General features: G+C 44.4%; 15 protein-coding genes. 10 read left to right on the top strand and 5 right to left on the bottom strand.

Annotated features, from left to right (window positions below):
• The first annotated feature begins 16 nt into the window (after positions 1-16).
• Positions 17-619, top strand: a complete 603-nt coding sequence (locus LZF95_RS19410) for a DUF2179 domain-containing protein (RefSeq protein WP_233756701.1) — start codon at positions 17-19, stop codon at positions 617-619.
• Positions 619-1,326, top strand: a complete 708-nt coding sequence (locus LZF95_RS19415; RefSeq protein ID WP_233756702.1) for a tRNA1(Val) (adenine(37)-N6)-methyltransferase — start codon at positions 619-621, stop codon at positions 1,324-1,326. The genes LZF95_RS19410 and LZF95_RS19415 overlap by 1 nt, the downstream gene beginning before the upstream one ends.
• Before the next feature lie 2 nt (positions 1,327-1,328).
• Here LZF95_RS19415 and LZF95_RS19420 read toward each other — a convergent pair whose 3' ends face one another.
• A complete protein-coding gene (locus LZF95_RS19420; protein ID WP_233756703.1) occupies positions 1,329-2,660 on the bottom strand; it encodes a saccharopine dehydrogenase family protein in 1,332 nt (443 codons plus the stop codon).
• Positions 2,661-2,780: 120 nt separating this feature from the next.
• Between LZF95_RS19420 and LZF95_RS19425 the strand changes: the two genes are divergently transcribed.
• The 5 genes from LZF95_RS19425 (at position 2,781) to LZF95_RS19445 (ending at position 6,590) form a co-directional block, all read left to right on the top strand.
• Complete coding sequence (locus LZF95_RS19425) at positions 2,781-3,263, top strand: cytidine deaminase (RefSeq protein ID WP_233756704.1); 483 nt, start codon at positions 2,781-2,783, stop codon at positions 3,261-3,263.
• A 163-nt stretch (positions 3,264-3,426) separates the two neighbouring features.
• Positions 3,427-4,074, top strand: a complete 648-nt coding sequence (locus tag LZF95_RS19430; protein ID WP_233756705.1) for an alpha/beta hydrolase — start codon at positions 3,427-3,429, stop codon at positions 4,072-4,074.
• A gap of 95 nt (positions 4,075-4,169) precedes the next feature.
• On the top strand, positions 4,170-4,607 hold the full coding sequence (locus LZF95_RS19435; RefSeq protein ID WP_233756706.1) for a UPF0158 family protein: 438 nt from the start codon (positions 4,170-4,172) through the stop codon (positions 4,605-4,607).
• A gap of 362 nt (positions 4,608-4,969) precedes the next feature.
• Entirely contained in the window at positions 4,970-5,989 is a 1,020-nt protein-coding gene (locus LZF95_RS19440) for a BF3164 family lipoprotein (RefSeq protein WP_233756707.1), read from the top strand.
• 103 nt (positions 5,990-6,092) lie between these two features.
• A complete protein-coding gene (locus LZF95_RS19445; RefSeq protein ID WP_233756708.1) occupies positions 6,093-6,590 on the top strand; it encodes a GNAT family N-acetyltransferase in 498 nt (165 codons plus the stop codon).
• A gap of 85 nt (positions 6,591-6,675) precedes the next feature.
• Here the strand turns inward: LZF95_RS19445 and LZF95_RS19450 are convergent, their stop codons facing one another.
• Entirely contained in the window at positions 6,676-7,332 is a 657-nt protein-coding gene (locus LZF95_RS19450; protein ID WP_233756709.1) for a bifunctional 4-hydroxy-2-oxoglutarate aldolase/2-dehydro-3-deoxy-phosphogluconate aldolase, read from the bottom strand.
• 126 nt (positions 7,333-7,458) lie between these two features.
• Positions 7,459-8,454, bottom strand: coding sequence for a sugar kinase (locus LZF95_RS19455; protein ID WP_233756710.1), 996 nt, complete (start codon positions 8,452-8,454; stop codon positions 7,459-7,461).
• A 267-nt stretch (positions 8,455-8,721) separates the two neighbouring features.
• Between LZF95_RS19455 and carB the strand changes: the two genes are divergently transcribed.
• Both carB and LZF95_RS19465 read left to right on the top strand, forming a co-directional pair.
• Positions 8,722-11,541 (top strand): carbamoyl-phosphate synthase large subunit, encoded by a 2,820-nt coding sequence (carB, locus tag LZF95_RS19460; RefSeq protein WP_233756711.1) that lies wholly within the window; start codon positions 8,722-8,724, stop codon positions 11,539-11,541.
• A 23-nt stretch (positions 11,542-11,564) separates the two neighbouring features.
• Positions 11,565-11,822, top strand: coding sequence for a DUF4834 family protein (locus LZF95_RS19465; RefSeq protein ID WP_233756712.1), 258 nt, complete (start codon positions 11,565-11,567; stop codon positions 11,820-11,822).
• 168 nt (positions 11,823-11,990) lie between these two features.
• Here the strand turns inward: LZF95_RS19465 and LZF95_RS19470 are convergent, their stop codons facing one another.
• Together LZF95_RS19470 and LZF95_RS19475 are read right to left on the bottom strand one after the other, a co-directional pair.
• Positions 11,991-13,184, bottom strand: coding sequence for a class I SAM-dependent methyltransferase (locus LZF95_RS19470; protein WP_233756713.1), 1,194 nt, complete (start codon positions 13,182-13,184; stop codon positions 11,991-11,993).
• Entirely contained in the window at positions 13,184-14,173 is a 990-nt protein-coding gene (locus tag LZF95_RS19475) for an aspartate-semialdehyde dehydrogenase (RefSeq protein ID WP_233756714.1), read from the bottom strand. Before LZF95_RS19475 ends, LZF95_RS19470 begins: the two co-directional genes overlap by 1 nt.
• Before the next feature lie 290 nt (positions 14,174-14,463).
• On the opposite strand from LZF95_RS19475, the gene LZF95_RS19480 reads away from it, so the two are divergent.
• Entirely contained in the window at positions 14,464-16,917 is a 2,454-nt protein-coding gene (locus tag LZF95_RS19480) for a lamin tail domain-containing protein (protein WP_233756715.1), read from the top strand.
• Positions 16,918-17,013 lie beyond the last annotated feature (96 nt).

Below are 17,013 nucleotides of genomic sequence, written 5' to 3' on the forward strand. Positions count from 1 at the left end.
TTAAGCCCAGTCTGCTATGCAAGAATTCCTTCACACCCTAGGCATTTCCGAACAATTGTTCAATTACCTGATCATGCCCCTGCTCATCTTCTGCGCACGAGTGGGCGATGTGTCCATCAATACGCTCAGGATTATGTTTATGATGAACGGGAAAAAGAACATTGCGCCGTTTTTAGGGTTTTTTGAGGCACTGATATGGCTCCTTGCGATCGGTCAGATTTTTCAGAATATTGACAATCCCCTTTCCTACATTGCCTATGCCGGTGGATTCGGTACAGGTACTTACGTGGGGATGTATTTTGAGGAAAAACTTGCTCTGGGAAGGGTGCTGGTGCGGGTGATCACGCCAAAACCTCTTCCCGAATTGATAGAGTACATGAAGGAGCGGGATTTCCGCTTTACGAATGTGGGTGGTGAAGGTCGTTTTGGAAAGGTGAATCTGCTTTTCACCGTGATGAAAAGAGACAATCTGAGCGAGTTTGTGGCCAAAGTGCAAAGCATAGACGAGAAAGCATTCTATACCATTGAGAGTGTGAAGCGGGTGTCTGAGGACGATCTGAATGTGATGGACGACAAGCCACGGTTCAATATGAGTTTTTTCAGTAGAGCCCGTACCTGATGGCCAATTCCTGGTTTCAGTTTCAGCAGTTCCGGGTCAACCAGGATAACTGTGCAATGAAAATCAGCACAGATGCTGTCATGCTGGGAGCCCTTGCGGATACGATCTCTCCAAATGAAATCCTCGACATAGGAACAGGGACAGGAGTGATTGCCTTGATGCTTGCGCAGCGGTTTCCAGAAGCTAAAATCCAAGCGGTAGAAGTGGATTCCCAGACTGCTTCCCAGGCTTTGGATAATTTCAGGTCAAATGCATTTTCGGAGCGTATGCAGCTTTGGGAGGGCAGGCTTCAAAACTTCGAACCCCATAAGAAATATGACCTGATCGTAAGCAATCCGCCTTATTTTCCCGACCATTTGAAGTCATCTGACCTGCAGCGCAATACGGCTTTGCATACCGACGAGCTTTCCTTTCAGGATTTATTGGTGAAAGCTGCTGCACTGTTAAAGGACACAGGTAAGTTTTGGGTGATTCTCCCTCCGAGACAGATGCAGGATTTTCACCAGGAAGCAGAGAAACATGGACTGTTTCTGGGTGCCAAGTTCACACTTCAGGACAGACCCGGCAAACGGGTTTTGCGGGAGATTTGCTTTTTTTCCCGAAAGCAAACTGAAGTCGAAGTCACGGCCATTTTTATCAAAAACGAAGAAGGGACACCTCATGAAACTTATGCAGGTCTGGTTTCCGGGTTTTTACTTGGTTTCTAGGGTCAGAGCATTCGCACCTCTTCCCGAAAGCTGATTCCATGGTTCTCCAGCGTCGCCAACACCGGATTGTAAATCTCCGGAAGCACAGGGATGTGGAGGCCTTTCAGTTTAATGTCCCCATCCAGAAATAGGTCAACAGCAATTGCGAGCGGAAGTCCAACCGTCTTTGCCATGGCCGTGTAGGTGGCATCTTCACCAAAGGACACCAAACTTGATCGGATTTCTTTGATGCCTTCTGTAGATTTGATTTGGAAGAGGTGCTGCATTGCGATCATGTCCTTGTCTTCGGGATAAAGCTTCCAGTTTTTCTCCAAAATCGCCTGCAAAATCGCAGCCGGAGAGCCCTTTTTCATTGGTAGCAAGTCATTTCCAAACAGTCCCAGCCACTGGATTTTCTCCCATGTCGGGAAATCAAAATCAGGGATCAGATTCCCGAGTTTTTCTTCTACGGAAAGTTTAGGATCGTACGGCAGAAATGCGTTCAAAAATTGCCTCAAAGTTGTGTCTTCGGGTAGATTCATCTGAAAACCATCGTCACACATGCCCAGTTGTACGAAGACGTTCCAAGCTTTGCAGAAGCCTGATCTTCTTAAAGTCCCGCGGAGCATGGTGCCGATTTTTTCCAGTCCATACACCTGTCTATAGCTGAGCGAATCCCGGTTGGGATAGCCGTCAAAGTCACCCAATCCCGGGAATTGAATAGTTTGGAGTCGGTTGAAAAGCTGATGATAGGGGACAAATTTCAACTCTCCGTTTTCTATGTAGCGGGAAGTGCCCTGACCCGCCAGCACCACGTTCCTTGGATTCCAGGTAAACTTGTATTTCCAGGGATTGTCCTCTGAATCAGGTGCCAGCAGTCCACCACAATAGGATTTGAAAGAGAGGATTTCTTCGCCTTTTGACTTCGCCAAGTTGATGATCCGCATGGCAGACATGTGGTCTATTCCTGGATCCAAACCGCATTCATTCAGAAAAAACAAGCCCTTTGCTTCGATTTCCGATTTCATTTCACGCATTTGCTCAGATTCATAGGAAGCCGAGAAAAAATGGATTTTGAAATGCAGACAATCCTTTGCCACCAGTGGATGCATAAAAGCAGGTAGCATGGAGATCACGACATCTGCCTCTTTGATCAGTGACCGTCGTGATTCTATATCCTCAATGTCCAGTTGGCGGGCTTGGGTATTTGGCTGGTTTTTAAGCTTTTTGATTGCGGAATCCAGATCTATGTCCGCCAAGATTAACCGTCGGTCTTTGGATTGGCAGCTTTTTGCCAGAAAATCGATCAGGAAAACAGCGGATTTTCCCCCGCCTAAAATCAGGATGGTGTGCATGTGATAGAGAGTTGCCCCGTCTAAAATCGAGAATATATTTTAGGGTAAAAAATTGTGACGGGAATATTAAAGAGAACAATTTTTTACCTTACCCGTTAGGAGAACTCCAATTAGAGAAAGATGAGTAAGAAACTAAAAATAGAAGCTGAGTTTGAAGAGTTGGCGTGGGAGGAACTGACCATAGCAGAGCAGCAACTGATGATGCGGGCGAGAAAAGTATCTGAAAAAGCCTATGCACCCTATTCTGACTTTCATGTGGGGGCGGCTGTGAGGCTGGAATCGGGTGAAATTCTGCAGTCCAGTAATCAGGAAAATGTAAGTTTTCCCGTGGGGGTTTGTGCGGAGCGCTTGGTACTTGGCTATGCCGGGGCTAATTTTCCGGATCTCGCTGTGAAGGAAATCGCAATCGTAGCACGTAGGAAAGGGGATGAGATCTGGGCGGGAGTTTCACCTTGCGGGCTTTGCCGGCAGACAATCAACGAAGTGGAAATGAGATTCAATCAGCCCATCATCATCCTTATTCAAAATCCCGATGGTTCTGTACTTCGATTTCAGGGAATCCAGACGCTTTTGCCATTCAAATTTGACGATCTGAACGGATAGTATTTTATTGGTTCCTTGATGAAGTATCTATTGATTAATGGTTTTTACTTTGTGAAATTTCCCTATCCCCACCCTTTGAAAAGGGGGGGGATTGCATCAATTTGAACCTCATCAATAGATTCCATGAACTTACTTGGGATCTGCTTAACAACCATAAAGAGTTTTGAAGAAAAGTATCAGTTTTCAGTATCAGGCGCACTATTCAATTTCACATGAGCCTACTTTCGAAGAGAATGAGGTCTGGCTGGTGCTGCATGGATACGGGCAATTAGCCGAGTTCTTTCTCAGAAAATTTCAGGGCTTGGATTCTGCGGATCGGCTTTTTGTGGCACCTGAAGCGATGAATTACAGTTACCTCAATGGTTTTTCGGGGAGAGTTGGTGCGAATTGGATGACAAAGCATGAACGTGAAGTCGCCATACAAAACAACCATACTTATCTGGATCTTTTGATGGATAAGCTACTTTCGCAGTATAGTGTGATGCCAACAATCAATGTACTGGGATTCTCACAGGGAGCGGCCACCGCCACACGTTGGGCAAGTAGATGGGCAGGTGAAATAAGTCGGTTGCTACTTTGGTCCGGAGGTTTTGCCCAAGATATGGTTTTGGACGATGCGCGGGAGAAGTTTTCACAAACTGAATTTACGCTGATCCTAGGAGACCGGGACGAATTTGTCACGCCGGAAAGCCTTGAAATACAGGAAGAATTGATCAGAAATCTGGGTAAAAAGGTAAAAAGGGCGACTTTTTCGGGAGGACATGAAATTGATGCTGAATTGCTTTCAAAAATTCTTGATTCAAGTGAGTAAATCCCACTATATTGGCACTTCAATCGCTTAATTAACCATAGAATTTGATCAGAATTCGACTTTCACTATTTTTCTGAAAATTTTGTAAACCACCAATGCTTTCCCTTACCGAAAAGGAGATAGACCTTATCTCCACTCAATTACTCAAAGGAATGATCTGTTTCTATCAGATCGATAAGAAGAAAATCCACCACATGCCGGATGACGAGGATTATTATAATTATGACCTGACAGAGGCAGAAGAGGATGTACTGGATGAGATCGAGGAGAATCCGGATAATTATGCGGAGTTTACCCAGATGGAGCCAGCTCAGGAGCATCAGATGATGCAGGACTTTATAGACCGTCGCGTCAAGGAAAGAAACCTTGCGGAGGATTTGGTCAGCTCACTCACCAAACCAAAAGCCAATACTGCTTTTAAATTTCTGATCGAAGATTCTAAGTACAAAACCGAGTGGGCAGAATTCCGCAGGGAAAAGTACCACGACTGGATCAGGGAGCAGGTGGATAGTTTCAACTATACCGAAGATTAATGGATAGCCGGCTGATTGGGTCGGCTATATTTTTTATACCACAGGGAGTACGGAGGTTTACGCAGAGGACGCGGGGAGCGGCTTCTTCGGAAGCCTGACGCTGAAATTCAAAATGCTCCCGCCCATATTTGCCATAGAGCGCCAGGATTTAACATGTCAATTTACCTACATAAAATATTTACCTCTTGCAAAAAAACTCCGTTCCTGTATTTTGTTTGGGTTTGAGTTATGATGTTTTTTAGTTTAAACTATCATTTTAACCAAAACAATTTGATTATGAAAAATATAGGAGGTAATTGGATTTCAGTAATTTTTTTATTGTTGTTTTTTCTTGTTCTGATGGCAGTCAAGAAAATCCATTTTTGAAAATAGAAAAAAGTGAAAACGTTTTTAATCTCAAAGGTGAAAAAATATATTTCCCGGAGATCATTAACCCTATAGCCATTAATGCTGTTGGCGATTTTCTGATCATATCAGAAAACAGGCGAAACGATCCAAAATACCCCCTTATACGCATCCTACAAAAATCACCCTTACACTATAAATCGTCTAAAGGTAAGCCAGGATTTGGGCCTTTTGAGATCCCGGATGCCACGTTGGTTGAATCAGGTGCAAATGACTCAACGTTTACTGTTTATAGTGGTATGAGTAAAACGCTCACCGATTTTTCACTGTATGATACATCTGTATTGGGCATTCATCAATATAAGCAGCCAGAAGGGTTATTTGAAGTGTATAAAATGTTTCATGCAACCGATAGTACTGTGTTAGGAATAAAGTCCATTGACCACAATCGGCTTGTGGAAATTTCTTTAAAGGATGGGGAAAGGATAGCGGGCTATGGAACTTGGGAGAAAATCCCTGATGCAGATCACTTGATCGACTACAGCGACGCTATAGTAAACTACCATTTAGGCCAAATCAACAAAGGATGGTTTAAAGCGAATAGAAAAGTAGGACTATTTGTCAAGGCAGGTGTATATCGGGATAGAATAGAAATATTTGACTATAATGATAAAGAATTCACAATAGTAGAGGGGCCAAGATTGGAACTCCCAAAATTTGAAATTGTACCCTCAGGTGCAAATTCCGTTGTGATTTTTGATATAGAAAATAAATATGGTCATCGGGACATTTATATTGACGATAAGTATATTTATGACTTATACGGTGGGTTTAACGAAGAGGAAATTTTTGAAACCAATGAAGTTGCAAAAACCATCTATATCCTAACTCATTCAGGTGATGTGGTGGGAAAGTTAAATCTGGATGTATCCATAAGAGGATTGGTTGTAGATTCAAGTCTAAAAAAAATCTACGGCATCACAACGGATAAGGATCCCGGAATTGCTGTATTTGACCTTCCTGAAGAGTTTTTGTGACGAAACACTTAATTGATTCTTAGCAGAAAAAGAACTCAGTTATGGGTTCCTTTTTAATGTGGTCACAGAGTGGTTTTTCACCATTTTTTCCTATTTTGAGTCCATGCAACAATCCGCTGAATTTTTGATCAGAAACACACTGGAACCAGGAGACCTGGGGCAGGTGGCGGCGCTACACGGTAAAGTATATTCGGAGGAATATGATTTTGGGCTTGGTTTTGAAGCGTATGTCATGGAAAGCCTACTGGAATTCTATTGCGCATACGATCTGGAAAAAGACAGGGTGTGGGTAGTAGAACATGAAGGCAGGATGGTAGGTTTTGTTCTGCTGATGCATAGGCCATCAAATCGCGCTCAGCTGCGGTATTTTATTTTGGCTAAAGAATTCCGTGGGAGAGGGATCGGAAGCAGGCTGATGAAAGAATGGATGGAATTCTATACTGAGCGTAACTATGGTGGAGCCTATCTCTACACGACCTCTGGCCTAGATGCCGCGGCTAGTCTTTATGAACGAATGGGTTTCCGTAAAATCAGTGAGATGAAATCAAGGAACTTTGGAATGTCCATGCTGGAGCAATACTATGAATTGGTCACCCCTTAATCAATAATGATTTCTACCTATGGGCAAATGAGTAAATGGTAAGTTTATCAGGTTGCGACAATTTACCATTTACCCAAAGAAGTACTTACAGGTTTTTAATCAGTTGAAGTGTGTCCGCTATTTTACTCTCCAGCAGATCAAATTGCTGGTTTTTGATCCAGTCTTTTTGGAAAAGCTGCGATCCTATTCCCACACAATATACTCCTGCATCAAACCATTCTTTTAGGTTTTCTTGGGTTGGTTCTACGCCACCGGTGGGCATGATATGTAGCTCAGGATAGACGGACTTGGCTGCAGCCACAAATGCTGGGCCTACCACATTTCCAGGGAATGCTTTGACTAGGGTTGCGCCCAATTTTTTTGCCTGAAAAATCTCAGACATGGTCGCGCATCCCGGTATCCAGAATACTTCTTTGGAATTGCAAAACACCGCCAGTTCAGGAATCAAAGCAGGTGAAACGATGAAATCCGCTCCTGATTCGATAAAAGCATCCGCATCCTTGGTCGTGAAAACGGTGCCAATGCCCATGACCATATCGGGATATTTTCCTGCGTAAGTATAAAGCTCTTTGAAAACCTCCAATGAGTTGACAGCCCGGTGGGTGAATTCAAACACCCGGATTCCTGCATTATACGAGGCGTCGAGTACGCCTTTTGCCACTTCTATATCTATATGATTGAACACAGGGATCATTCCTGTGTCGCTCATGGCCTGTAACATGTCACTTTGTGAAAATCTCATGTGTTTATGTTTGATTTTTTATGGTCACACCTGCTTGCCGGCAGGTGGAATCTTTCACGTTTAAAATCATCACTATCCTGTGTGTGTTATAATGATGATTTTAATCGTGTCGATTCATATTTGTTTTTAGCGTAAGAGCTTACCTACATTTTTTCCTTCCACCAGCTGATTCACTTCCTCCAGGGAGACGAAGTTTGCATCTCCGGGAATGGAGTGTTTCAACACAGAGGCTGCAACTGCAAAGTCCAGAGCGTTCTGATCATCTGCAGTAAGCAGTCCATAGATCAATCCGGCCATATAGGCGTCCCCACCGCCTATTCTATCGACTATATGGGTCATCTCATAGGTTTTGGATTCGAGCAGGGATTCCCCGTTCCATAGTATCCCGTTCAGGTTGTTTTCTGAGGCACTGATAGAATCCCGATGTGTAGTCGATACATAGCTCAAATTAGGACACATCGTTTTTGCTTTTTCACAGGCCTGCAGGTAGTCAGTTTCTTGGATCCCCATGCAGTTTTCAAAGTCCGTCAGTCCGGCAATGATCAGGTGTGAAGGGGCTATCAGTTCTGGCATGATGTCCAATGGGCCTTTTCCGTATTGCCAGAGATTTCTTCTGTAATTGATGTCCGCACTGATTTTTACTCCTAGCTTGGAAGCCGCTGTGACTGCTGCCTTACAGAGGTCGGCCGCGGATTGTGAAATTGCCGGGGTAATTCCTGTCCAGTGAAACCAGTCCGCACCATCAAATATCTTTTCCCAATCAAAATCCTGGACGTTCACTTGGGCAAACGCGGAATCAAAACGGTCGTAGATGATTTTAGAAGAACGCTGCATTGCGCCATTTTCCACAAAATAAACGCCCATTCTTCCTTCATTATAACGGATGAAGGACGTGTCCACCCCTGCAAATCTCAGCCTGTTTACCGCGGCTTTTCCGATTTCATGCCCGGGAAATGCTGTGACATGTGCTGCGGATAGCCCCCAGTGCGCCAATGAGATGGCCACATTGGCTTCAGCACCGCCATAATTGACCTCGTAGGATTGTGTGTTTATAAAGCGTTCGTGTCCCGGAGTAGAAAGGCGGAGCATGATTTCGCCAAGGGTGATTATTCTTTTAGTCATTTTAGGCAGGGGTATAATTTTGGATTTATCAAAAAATTAAATTTCTGTTCGTGTTTATGATGAGACAATAATAAACGCCATTTATTGCTTTACCAATAATTACCGCCCAATTCTTTGCCAAAAACGGAATAAATCCCTTGGGAATTTACGGGAAGTTTAAGTGTCGCTTTTGATTTCTTTGAGTTATACAGTGGGCCTTCAGAATATTTTTCTAATTTTGCCCCAATTTGGACTTAAGTAAAACTTTCTCTTCAATCTCCCTCTCTAATGCCTAAAGATAGCAGTATAAAGCACGTTCTCATCATTGGTTCAGGTCCCATCGTTATAGGTCAAGCTTGCGAATTTGATTACGCAGGCTCACAGGCAGCCAGGTCTCTTCGCGAAGAAGGAATCACTGTCACGCTGATCAATTCGAACCCGGCGACTATCATGACTGATCCTGTCACGGCCGACAATGTCTATTTGCTTCCTTTGGAAAAGAAATCCATCGTACAAATTCTCAAAGACCATCCTGATATCGATGCTGTTCTTCCTACTATGGGTGGACAGACAGCCTTGAATCTTGCCATTGACTGCGAAAAAGGCGGTGTTTGGGATAAATATGGCGTGAGGATGATCGGTGTGGATATCGATGCGATCGATACCGCTGAAAACCGTGAAAAGTTTAAAGCACTGATGGAAAAAATCGACGTAGGGGTTTGTAAAGGCGCTACCGCTACCTCTTTCCTGCAAGGTAAGGAAATTGCCCAGGAAATAGGCTTTCCCTTGATAATCAGGGCTTCTTATACGCTTGGCGGCGCAGGAGGGGCATTTGTGGAAACTGCTGATGATTTTGAGAAAGCGCTTTCCGCAGGTCTTCAGGCTTCCCCGGTCCATGAAGTGTTGATCGAGCAAAGCATCCTCGGCTGGAAAGAATACGAGCTAGAGGTGATGCGCGACAATATCGGTAATATGATCGTAATCTGTTCCATAGAGAACTTCGATCCTATGGGGGTGCATACCGGTGATTCTATCACCGTGGCACCGGCGATGACCTTGCCTGACACCACATATCAGCGCATGAGGAATTATGCCATCACGATGATGAACAGTATCGGGAATTTTGCAGGAGGCTGTAATGTACAGTTCTCGGTAAGCCCTGACAATTCTGAAATCATAGGCATCGAGATCAACCCACGCGTTTCCCGCTCTTCAGCTTTGGCATCTAAAGCCACCGGTTATCCAATTGCTAAAGTTGCTGCCAAATTGGCGATAGGTTACAATCTGGATGAACTGAAAAACTCGATTACAGGGACAACTTCAGCATTTTTTGAGCCTTCCATAGATTATGTTATTGTAAAAGTGCCCCGCTGGAATTTTGATAAGTTCAAGGGGGCGGACAGAAGACTGGGCTTGTCCATGAAATCTGTGGGAGAGGTGATGGGAATCGGCAGAAACTTCCAGGAAGCCCTTCAGAAGGCTTGCCAGTCCCTTGAAATCAAAAGAAACGGTCTTGGTGCAGATGGCAAAGAACTCCGCAATCAAGATGAGATTTTATACAGCCTTGCAAATCCTAGCTGGAACAGGCTTTTCCATGTTTATGATGCCTTCAAACTAGGGATTTCCTTTCGGACGATTCAGGATTTGACCAAAATCGACAAGTGGTTCTTAAAGCAAATTGAAGAATTGATCCATCTGGAAAAGGAAATCGCTAAGTATAAACTTGATACCATCCCTCAGGAGCTGATGGATCTGGCTAAGCGTAAAGGCTATGCAGACCGTCAGATTGCGCATTTGCTGGATTGCCTGGAAAGCGAGGTTTTTGATAAGCGATACCAGGAGATGGGCATCAAACGGGTATATAAATTGGTCGATACCTGTGCTGCGGAATTTGAGGCAAAAACCCCTTATTACTATTCTTCCTTTGGAACGGAAAATGAGTCGGTAAAATCAGACCGTAAAAAGGTGGTGGTGCTTGGCTCTGGCCCGAACCGTGTAGGTCAGGGGATTGAGTTTGATTATTCCTGTGTACATGGGGTGTTGGCAGCCAAAGAATGCGGCTACGAGACCATCATGATCAACTGTAACCCTGAGACGGTCTCTACGGATTTTGATATAGCCGATAAGTTGTACTTCGAGCCTGTGTTCTGGGAGCATATCTACGAAATCATCCTTCACGAGCAGCCTGAGGGTGTGATCGTGCAGCTAGGTGGTCAAACTGCGCTTAAGCTTGCCGAGAAGCTGGAAAAGTATGGCATCAAAATCATCGGAACCAGCTTTGAAGCTCTTGATCTGGCAGAAGACAGGGGGAGATTCTCGTCTCTTTTGAAGGATTTAGATGTTCCTTATCCTGAATTTGGAACAGTCCACAATACGGACGAAGCACTAGAGCTCTGCAAAACAATCGGCTTCCCGCTTTTGGTACGTCCTAGCTACGTGCTGGGTGGACAAGGGATGAAGATCGTGATCAATGAGAAGGAACTGGAGCAGCATGTTGTGGATGTGCTGAGAGATATTCCGAACAATGAGATATTGCTGGATCACTTCCTGGAAGGGGCTATAGAGGCCGAGGCTGATGCGATCTGTGACGGCGAGAATGTCTATATTATCGGAATCATGCAGCACATCGAGCCTGCCGGGATTCACTCAGGTGATTCTTATGCGGTGCTTCCTCCATACAACTTGGGGGATTTGGTGATCCGCCAGATCGAAACTTACACAGAGAAAATCGCCCTTGCACTGAGAACTGTTGGGTTGATCAATATTCAGTTTGCCATCAAAAACGACAAGGTTTACATCATCGAGGCAAATCCGCGAGCTTCCCGTACCGTGCCTTTTATTTGCAAGGCTTATAGAGAACCTTATGTGAATTACGCCGTAAAGGTGATGTTGGGAGAGAAAAAAGTAACTGATTTTGAATTCAACCCTTACAAAAAGGGTTATGCTATCAAGGAACCGGTTTTCTCTTTCCATAAATTCCCGAAAGTAAATAAAGAACTGGGGCCAGAAATGAAATCCACCGGTGAGGCGATTTACTTTATCGAAGATCTGATGGATGATTATTTCTTGAAAATCTATGCGGAGAGAAATCTGTATCTCAGTAGATAAGAACTATAAAACATTTTAGTATTGTGTGGAAATTTCTTGTAATAGTACTTGGGGTCGGCTGGTTGTTAGGCCAGCTGATCCGGTATTTTCTTAGAAGTAAGTTGGCCAAATTTGCCCAACATGTAAACGAGGTGGCCAGAGAAGAGCAACGCGCCCAGCGACATGCTTCTGCCCCCAAGGATGAGGTGGTGGTGGATTTTGTGCCACAACGCCAAAAAGAGAAAATCAACAAGGATATCAAAGGCGGTGAATACGTCGATTATGAAGAAGTGAAGGAGTGATCCTTCGCTTTTTTCTTTTTAACCACAAAGTGCACAAAGGCTTCGCAAAGTTCGCAGTTTTAAATTTTTGCCCTGCTTTTCCAGAAGCTGAAGTTTTATGTTTATCCAGCTGGATGTTAATCCAAGGGCTATTCGGGATTTGTAATCCCGAATCTATCGATCAGTTTTTTATTTTGGTTTAGCCAACCTACACCAAAAAACCTTGAATCCACTTTGGGTTTTTGTGCCGATCAAAAAGTCTTCTCCACCGTCTTTTACCCCCAGTTTTTTCTTCAGAAGCTCAGAGCCTGTGGCGTAATTTCGGGTAATTACATTCACTTTTCCTGAGGGAAATAGCTTTTTGATTTCGGGTTTCTTCGGCTGTACCTCTTGGATTACTTTGAAGACCCGAGCAGGGATATCAGTTTGCACTTCAGCGCAAGTGTATAAATGGCTATTGGGATCGAGTTTCTTTAGGCCAAATCTTTCCCCAAAAATTTTGAACGCTCCGGCTTTCAAAATTCCTGAAAATGGCTCAATTAAATAATTGGCTACCTCTGCAAATGTTGAATTGATCCCGGTTTCTTCGCCTGGCTCAAATGAAAAGCTACTTTCCCTGTCACCCAGATCAATCGCTTCTATTTTCAAATGCGGTTCAGAAATACTTTTGTCCAAGTGCAAAAGCAGTTCTTTCACTTCGTTTTTCACGGATAGTACCTGTATTTTCTGGATATCCACGAGCTCTGAAATTGCCTGTGATATGTCGAGCATCGGAGATGCTTTCAGCAAAATCGAATCAGCCTTGCTTTTCATCATTTCCCATGCACTTACTACATCTGGCTCACAGTCCTGAAGCTTGTATAGCTTCTGATTGTCTTTCCCTCTTCGTGCAGGATCTGCATAGATTAAGCCAAAATGCTGGTCTGTTTGAGCCAAAAAATCTAATCCATCGCCTTTTACGATCTCGAATTTTCCAGCTTCCAGCACTTCTAAATTGTAGGCTGCTATAGCTGCCAATTCCTCTTGCCGCTCACAATAAACAGCTTTTTCGAATCGCTTTCCTAAATGATAGCAGTCAACACCAAAGCCACCAGTGAGATCAATCATAAGCTTGCCAGTTCTTTCCCTGGCCTTGAAATCTGCTGTCAGCTCCGATGAGCTTTGCTCCAAGGAGATCGATGCCGGGAAAATCAACTTGGGATTGGAAGACCAAGAGGGTAGCTTTTTTGCTGCTTTTTGTCTTGCAGAGATCTGTTGCACGGCTGCTTTTAGGTCAAAATCAGTTTTGCCCTGATGCCTAAAAAGCAAAAGTGCAGGATCTTCCCTAAGATGATCCTGCACAAACTGTTGGAAATCGGCCCGATGATATTGGGTCAGATCCATTAAACCAAACCGTTGGCGAGCGCGTATTCAGCGATTTGCACGGCGTTGGTCGCGGCACCTTTTCTAAGGTTGTCAGCCACAATCCACATATTCAGCGTATTTGCCTGAGACTCATCTCTTCGCAAGCGACCTACAAATACCTCGTCTTTTTTATGTGCAGTGATCGGCATAGGATAAACAAAATTGGCCGGGTCATCCTGGACAATCACGCCAGGTGCCGCAGCTAACAGTTCACGGACCTCCGCCAGATCAAAGTCCTCTTTGAACTCCACATTTACCGCCTCTGAGTGACCGCCCATAGTTGGGATCCGCACTGTAGTGGCAGTTACCTGAATCGTATCGTCACTGAAGATTTTCTTGGTCTCCTTGATCATCTTCATTTCCTCTTTTGTATAGCCATTATCCTGGAACACATCTATATGAGGAAGTACGTTCATGTCGATTTTGTGCGGATAGACCATTTCTGGGGTTTCCCCTGCACGCTCTGCCATCATCTGATCCACTGCCGCTTTGCCAGTACCCGTCACAGACTGGTAGGTGGACACCACGATTCTTTTGATGCCGTAGCGCTCGCGCAAAGGCTCCAGAGCCAACACCATTTGTATAGTAGAACAGTTCGGATTTGCGATGATCTTATCTTCTTTGGTCAGTTCTTTTGCATTGATTTCCGGGACGATCAGTTTTTTGGTCGGATCCATTCTCCACGCGGAAGAATTATCGATGACAATAGTGCCTGCCTCGGCGAATTTTGGAGCCCACTCGATGGAAGTACTGCCGCCTGCTGAAAATATGGCTACCTCCGGTTTTAATGAGACAGCTTCTGCAAGTCCGATAACAGTGTAGGGTTTGCCCTTGTACTCGATCTGTTTACCTACAGATCGCTCGCTGGCGACCAATAGAAGTTCGTCAAAAGGGAAGTTGTGCTCAGAGAGCACCTCTAGGATTTCTGAGCCTACCAAGCCGGTAGCTCCTACCACTGCTAATTTCATCAGTTTGGGATTTGATTTTCAAAGGTCTGATGGAATCTCACTCGATTTCATCAGGTTTTAAGTAGTTGTTGAAAATTTTGAAGCACAAAAGTAAGGGCTATCTGTTCATTTTTAGACCTGTCAGGGAAATATTTTACTCTAAATCACATAAAAATCAACAGAAAGAATAGTTTGACATCATTTTGATAATTATATTTAGAATAGACTTTTTATCTGACTGGCGGATGGTTGGCTTATTTTTTATTTGGTACTTATTCTGTTTCTCTGTTTTTGCGCAGACTGAAATCGGTATGTCTGAGGTTAACATGACCCAGGATTTTGAAACTGAATTTACGGCCCTTAATTACCCGGATGAATTTTTGCCCAACTGGTATGGCAATGAAGTAAGAAGCACCTCTTCCCGCATTTACCAGGCAAATGGATTGGGTAAAAACGGAAGCAAGGCATTGGCAGTGCAGCCTATTTCCACCTTTGACGGTGAGATCTTTGTCAGGCTTTCCCCTAGTGATTTTACCGATCCTAAAGTCCGTTTTTTAGCCAGGTCGGTTAAAAACGGCTCGGGCAACAGAACAGCCCAGGTTTTTTATAGTTGGGGTGAAAATTTGACGGGAGATTACAATGAACCTGAATTACTGGGAGAGGTACTGGAATTCCCCAATGAGGATCAGGAGTTTAGGGTATTTGAACTGGTTTTGCCAGATAATCTGAATGAAAATGAGAAGGTTTTTCTCCGGCTGGAGATTCGCTATGGGTCAGGTGCGGGAAGCTGCGCAAAATGGGTGATGGATGATTTTGAGTTTGGGGAATTTGAGGAGGATACGACTCCTCCAAAGGTCGATCATGTCCGAGGGTTTGACGAAAATCAAGTGGAAGTCCAGTTTGACGAAGCTGTGGATCCGGTGTTTTCGGTGTTGGCAATGAGCTACAATCTAGATGGTCTGGAGCCTTCTTTTGTGGAACTGAAATCTGATTCTCTGGTATATCTGAGCTTTGATGAGAAATTGGAAATTGGCAGAGAATTCAGTCTGTCAATTTCCCAGATACCTGATTTGGAAGGGAATTTTCTCCGGGACACACTTATTTCATTTCAGTTTTTTGACCCCACCTATATTCCTCCCAAAATGCTTGTGTTGAATGAAGTAATGCCCGCCCCCAGAGCGGATCTTGATCTCCCAAATGTGGAATATGTGGAAATATTCAATGCAGGGGAGTATGCTGTCCGCACGGCAGGGATTGGGTATTCCAATTCCAGATCCTCTGTGGTTTTGCAGGATAAATGGATTCTGCCCAGTGAGTATTTGATTTTGGCTCCATCTAATCAAGCTTCACTCTTCGAAGAGTATGGGGAGGTGCTTGCAGTGCCCAGTTGGCCGACTTTACTGAATTCGGGTGACCACCTTGCTATTAAAGATGATCGGGGGAATTTGATCGATGAACTTTCCTATTCCACAAGCAGCTGGGGAGAAAGTGAGTTTTCCGGTGGAGGCTATAGCCTTGAGATAGCTAATCCCTATTATCCATGCGATCAAAGTGATATGCTGAAATCATCTATTGATCCTATGAGAGGGACTCCCGGGAGAGCGAATTCTGTGTTTGATCTCACTGTAGATATGACACCTCCGATCTTGAGCGCAGCTGAATTTACTTCTGCCCAAAGCCTGCTGCTTACCTTTTCCAAACCCATGATGGTAAATGACCTGAAATCAGGTTTTACGTTCGAGCCGGATTTGCAAATTGATTCTGTTGTTCAGGTGAATTCCAGACAGATCCAACTGGTGTTTTCAGAGCGTGTGGTAGCAAATAAGGTTTACCTGCTCCATCTTCCTGAGTTGTTGGACTGTGATGGGAATGTACTGATGCGGACAGTACCAGTGGAGTTGGTACTGCCAGTACAGGCTCACGTGGGGGATGTTTTTATCAATGAGCTTTTGGCCAACCCCAAAACGGGTTCCCCGAAGTTTGTAGAGGTAAAAAATGTGACGGCTAATTATCTTGAACTCAAACATTGGAAGCTTGCAAACTTGGACAATACTGGTGAAATCAACCAGATCAGGCAATTCAGTGAACTTTCATTGGTGATCCCGCCGGGAGGTTATCTGGCAATTACTACGGATACCGACTTATTGAAACTGGATTTTCCAAAATCAGCATCCGGCACCTTTTTAAGAATGTCTTCCCTGCCGAGCTACCCCATCGCTGGAGGCACTGTGGTTTTATTGGACTCGGCAGGTGCCGTGGCCGATTTGTTTGCCTATTCAGGAGATCTACATCATCCCTTGTTGAGAGATCCGAAAGGTGTATCGCTTGAGCGGCTTTCTACAGAGACTCCGGCATCTTCACCAGCCAACTGGCATTCAGCTTCTGCGACTGAGGAGTATGGGACGCCGGGGAGAAGGAATTCCCAGGTAATTCTAGGAGAATTTACCGAGGATTTGATTCAGATCGAGCCCGAAGTCTTTGATCCTGAAGGGAGCAATGGGAATACCTTCACTGTGATCCGATACGAGCTGAACCAAAGTGGCTGGCTCGGCAACTTCAGGATATACACCGCTACAGGCCAGTTGGTACAGGTACTGGCTCAAAACGAATTACTTGGCAGCTCTGGATTGTTTGCCTGGACAGGTACGGATAGCCAAGGAAAGATTGTAAGACCTGGCTATTATGTGCTGTTGGTTGAGCTATATGACTTGTCAGGTGAGCGGATGATTTTAAGAAAAACATTGGTGGTGGCTACAAGGCTTTGATTATTTCGGGGGGGCATTTTTGTGAATTGCTCTCATGGATCCGGGAGGTTTTCCCAAGATTTTTTTACTTGTTGAGGGGCAGGGGGAATTATGATC

It is taken from the genome of Algoriphagus sp. AGSA1 (genome assembly GCF_021390545.1).
Taxonomy (GTDB): domain Bacteria; phylum Bacteroidota; class Bacteroidia; order Cytophagales; family Cyclobacteriaceae; genus Algoriphagus.

Coding starts and splice junctions, on each gene's coding strand:
- LZF95_RS19415 (WP_233756702.1), top strand. CDS start 619: ATGGCCAATTCCTGGTTTCAGTTTCAGCAGTTCCGGGTCAACCAGGAT.
- LZF95_RS19410 (WP_233756701.1), top strand. CDS start 17: ATGCAAGAATTCCTTCACACCCTAGGCATTTCCGAACAATTGTTCAAT.
- LZF95_RS19450 (WP_233756709.1), bottom strand. CDS start 7,332: ATGAGATTTTCACAAAGTGACATGTTACAGGCCATGAGCGACACAGGA.
- LZF95_RS19435 (WP_233756706.1), top strand. CDS start 4,170: ATGCTTTCCCTTACCGAAAAGGAGATAGACCTTATCTCCACTCAATTA.
- LZF95_RS19475 (WP_233756714.1), bottom strand. CDS start 14,173: ATGAAATTAGCAGTGGTAGGAGCTACCGGCTTGGTAGGCTCAGAAATC.
- LZF95_RS19480 (WP_233756715.1), top strand. CDS start 14,464: ATGTCTGAGGTTAACATGACCCAGGATTTTGAAACTGAATTTACGGCC.
- LZF95_RS19425 (WP_233756704.1), top strand. CDS start 2,781: ATGAGTAAGAAACTAAAAATAGAAGCTGAGTTTGAAGAGTTGGCGTGG.
- LZF95_RS19470 (WP_233756713.1), bottom strand. CDS start 13,184: ATGGATCTGACCCAATATCATCGGGCCGATTTCCAACAGTTTGTGCAG.
- LZF95_RS19455 (WP_233756710.1), bottom strand. CDS start 8,454: ATGACTAAAAGAATAATCACCCTTGGCGAAATCATGCTCCGCCTTTCT.
- LZF95_RS19420 (WP_233756703.1), bottom strand. CDS start 2,660: ATGCACACCATCCTGATTTTAGGCGGGGGAAAATCCGCTGTTTTCCTG.
- LZF95_RS19445 (WP_233756708.1), top strand. CDS start 6,093: ATGCAACAATCCGCTGAATTTTTGATCAGAAACACACTGGAACCAGGA.
- carB (WP_233756711.1), top strand. CDS start 8,722: ATGCCTAAAGATAGCAGTATAAAGCACGTTCTCATCATTGGTTCAGGT.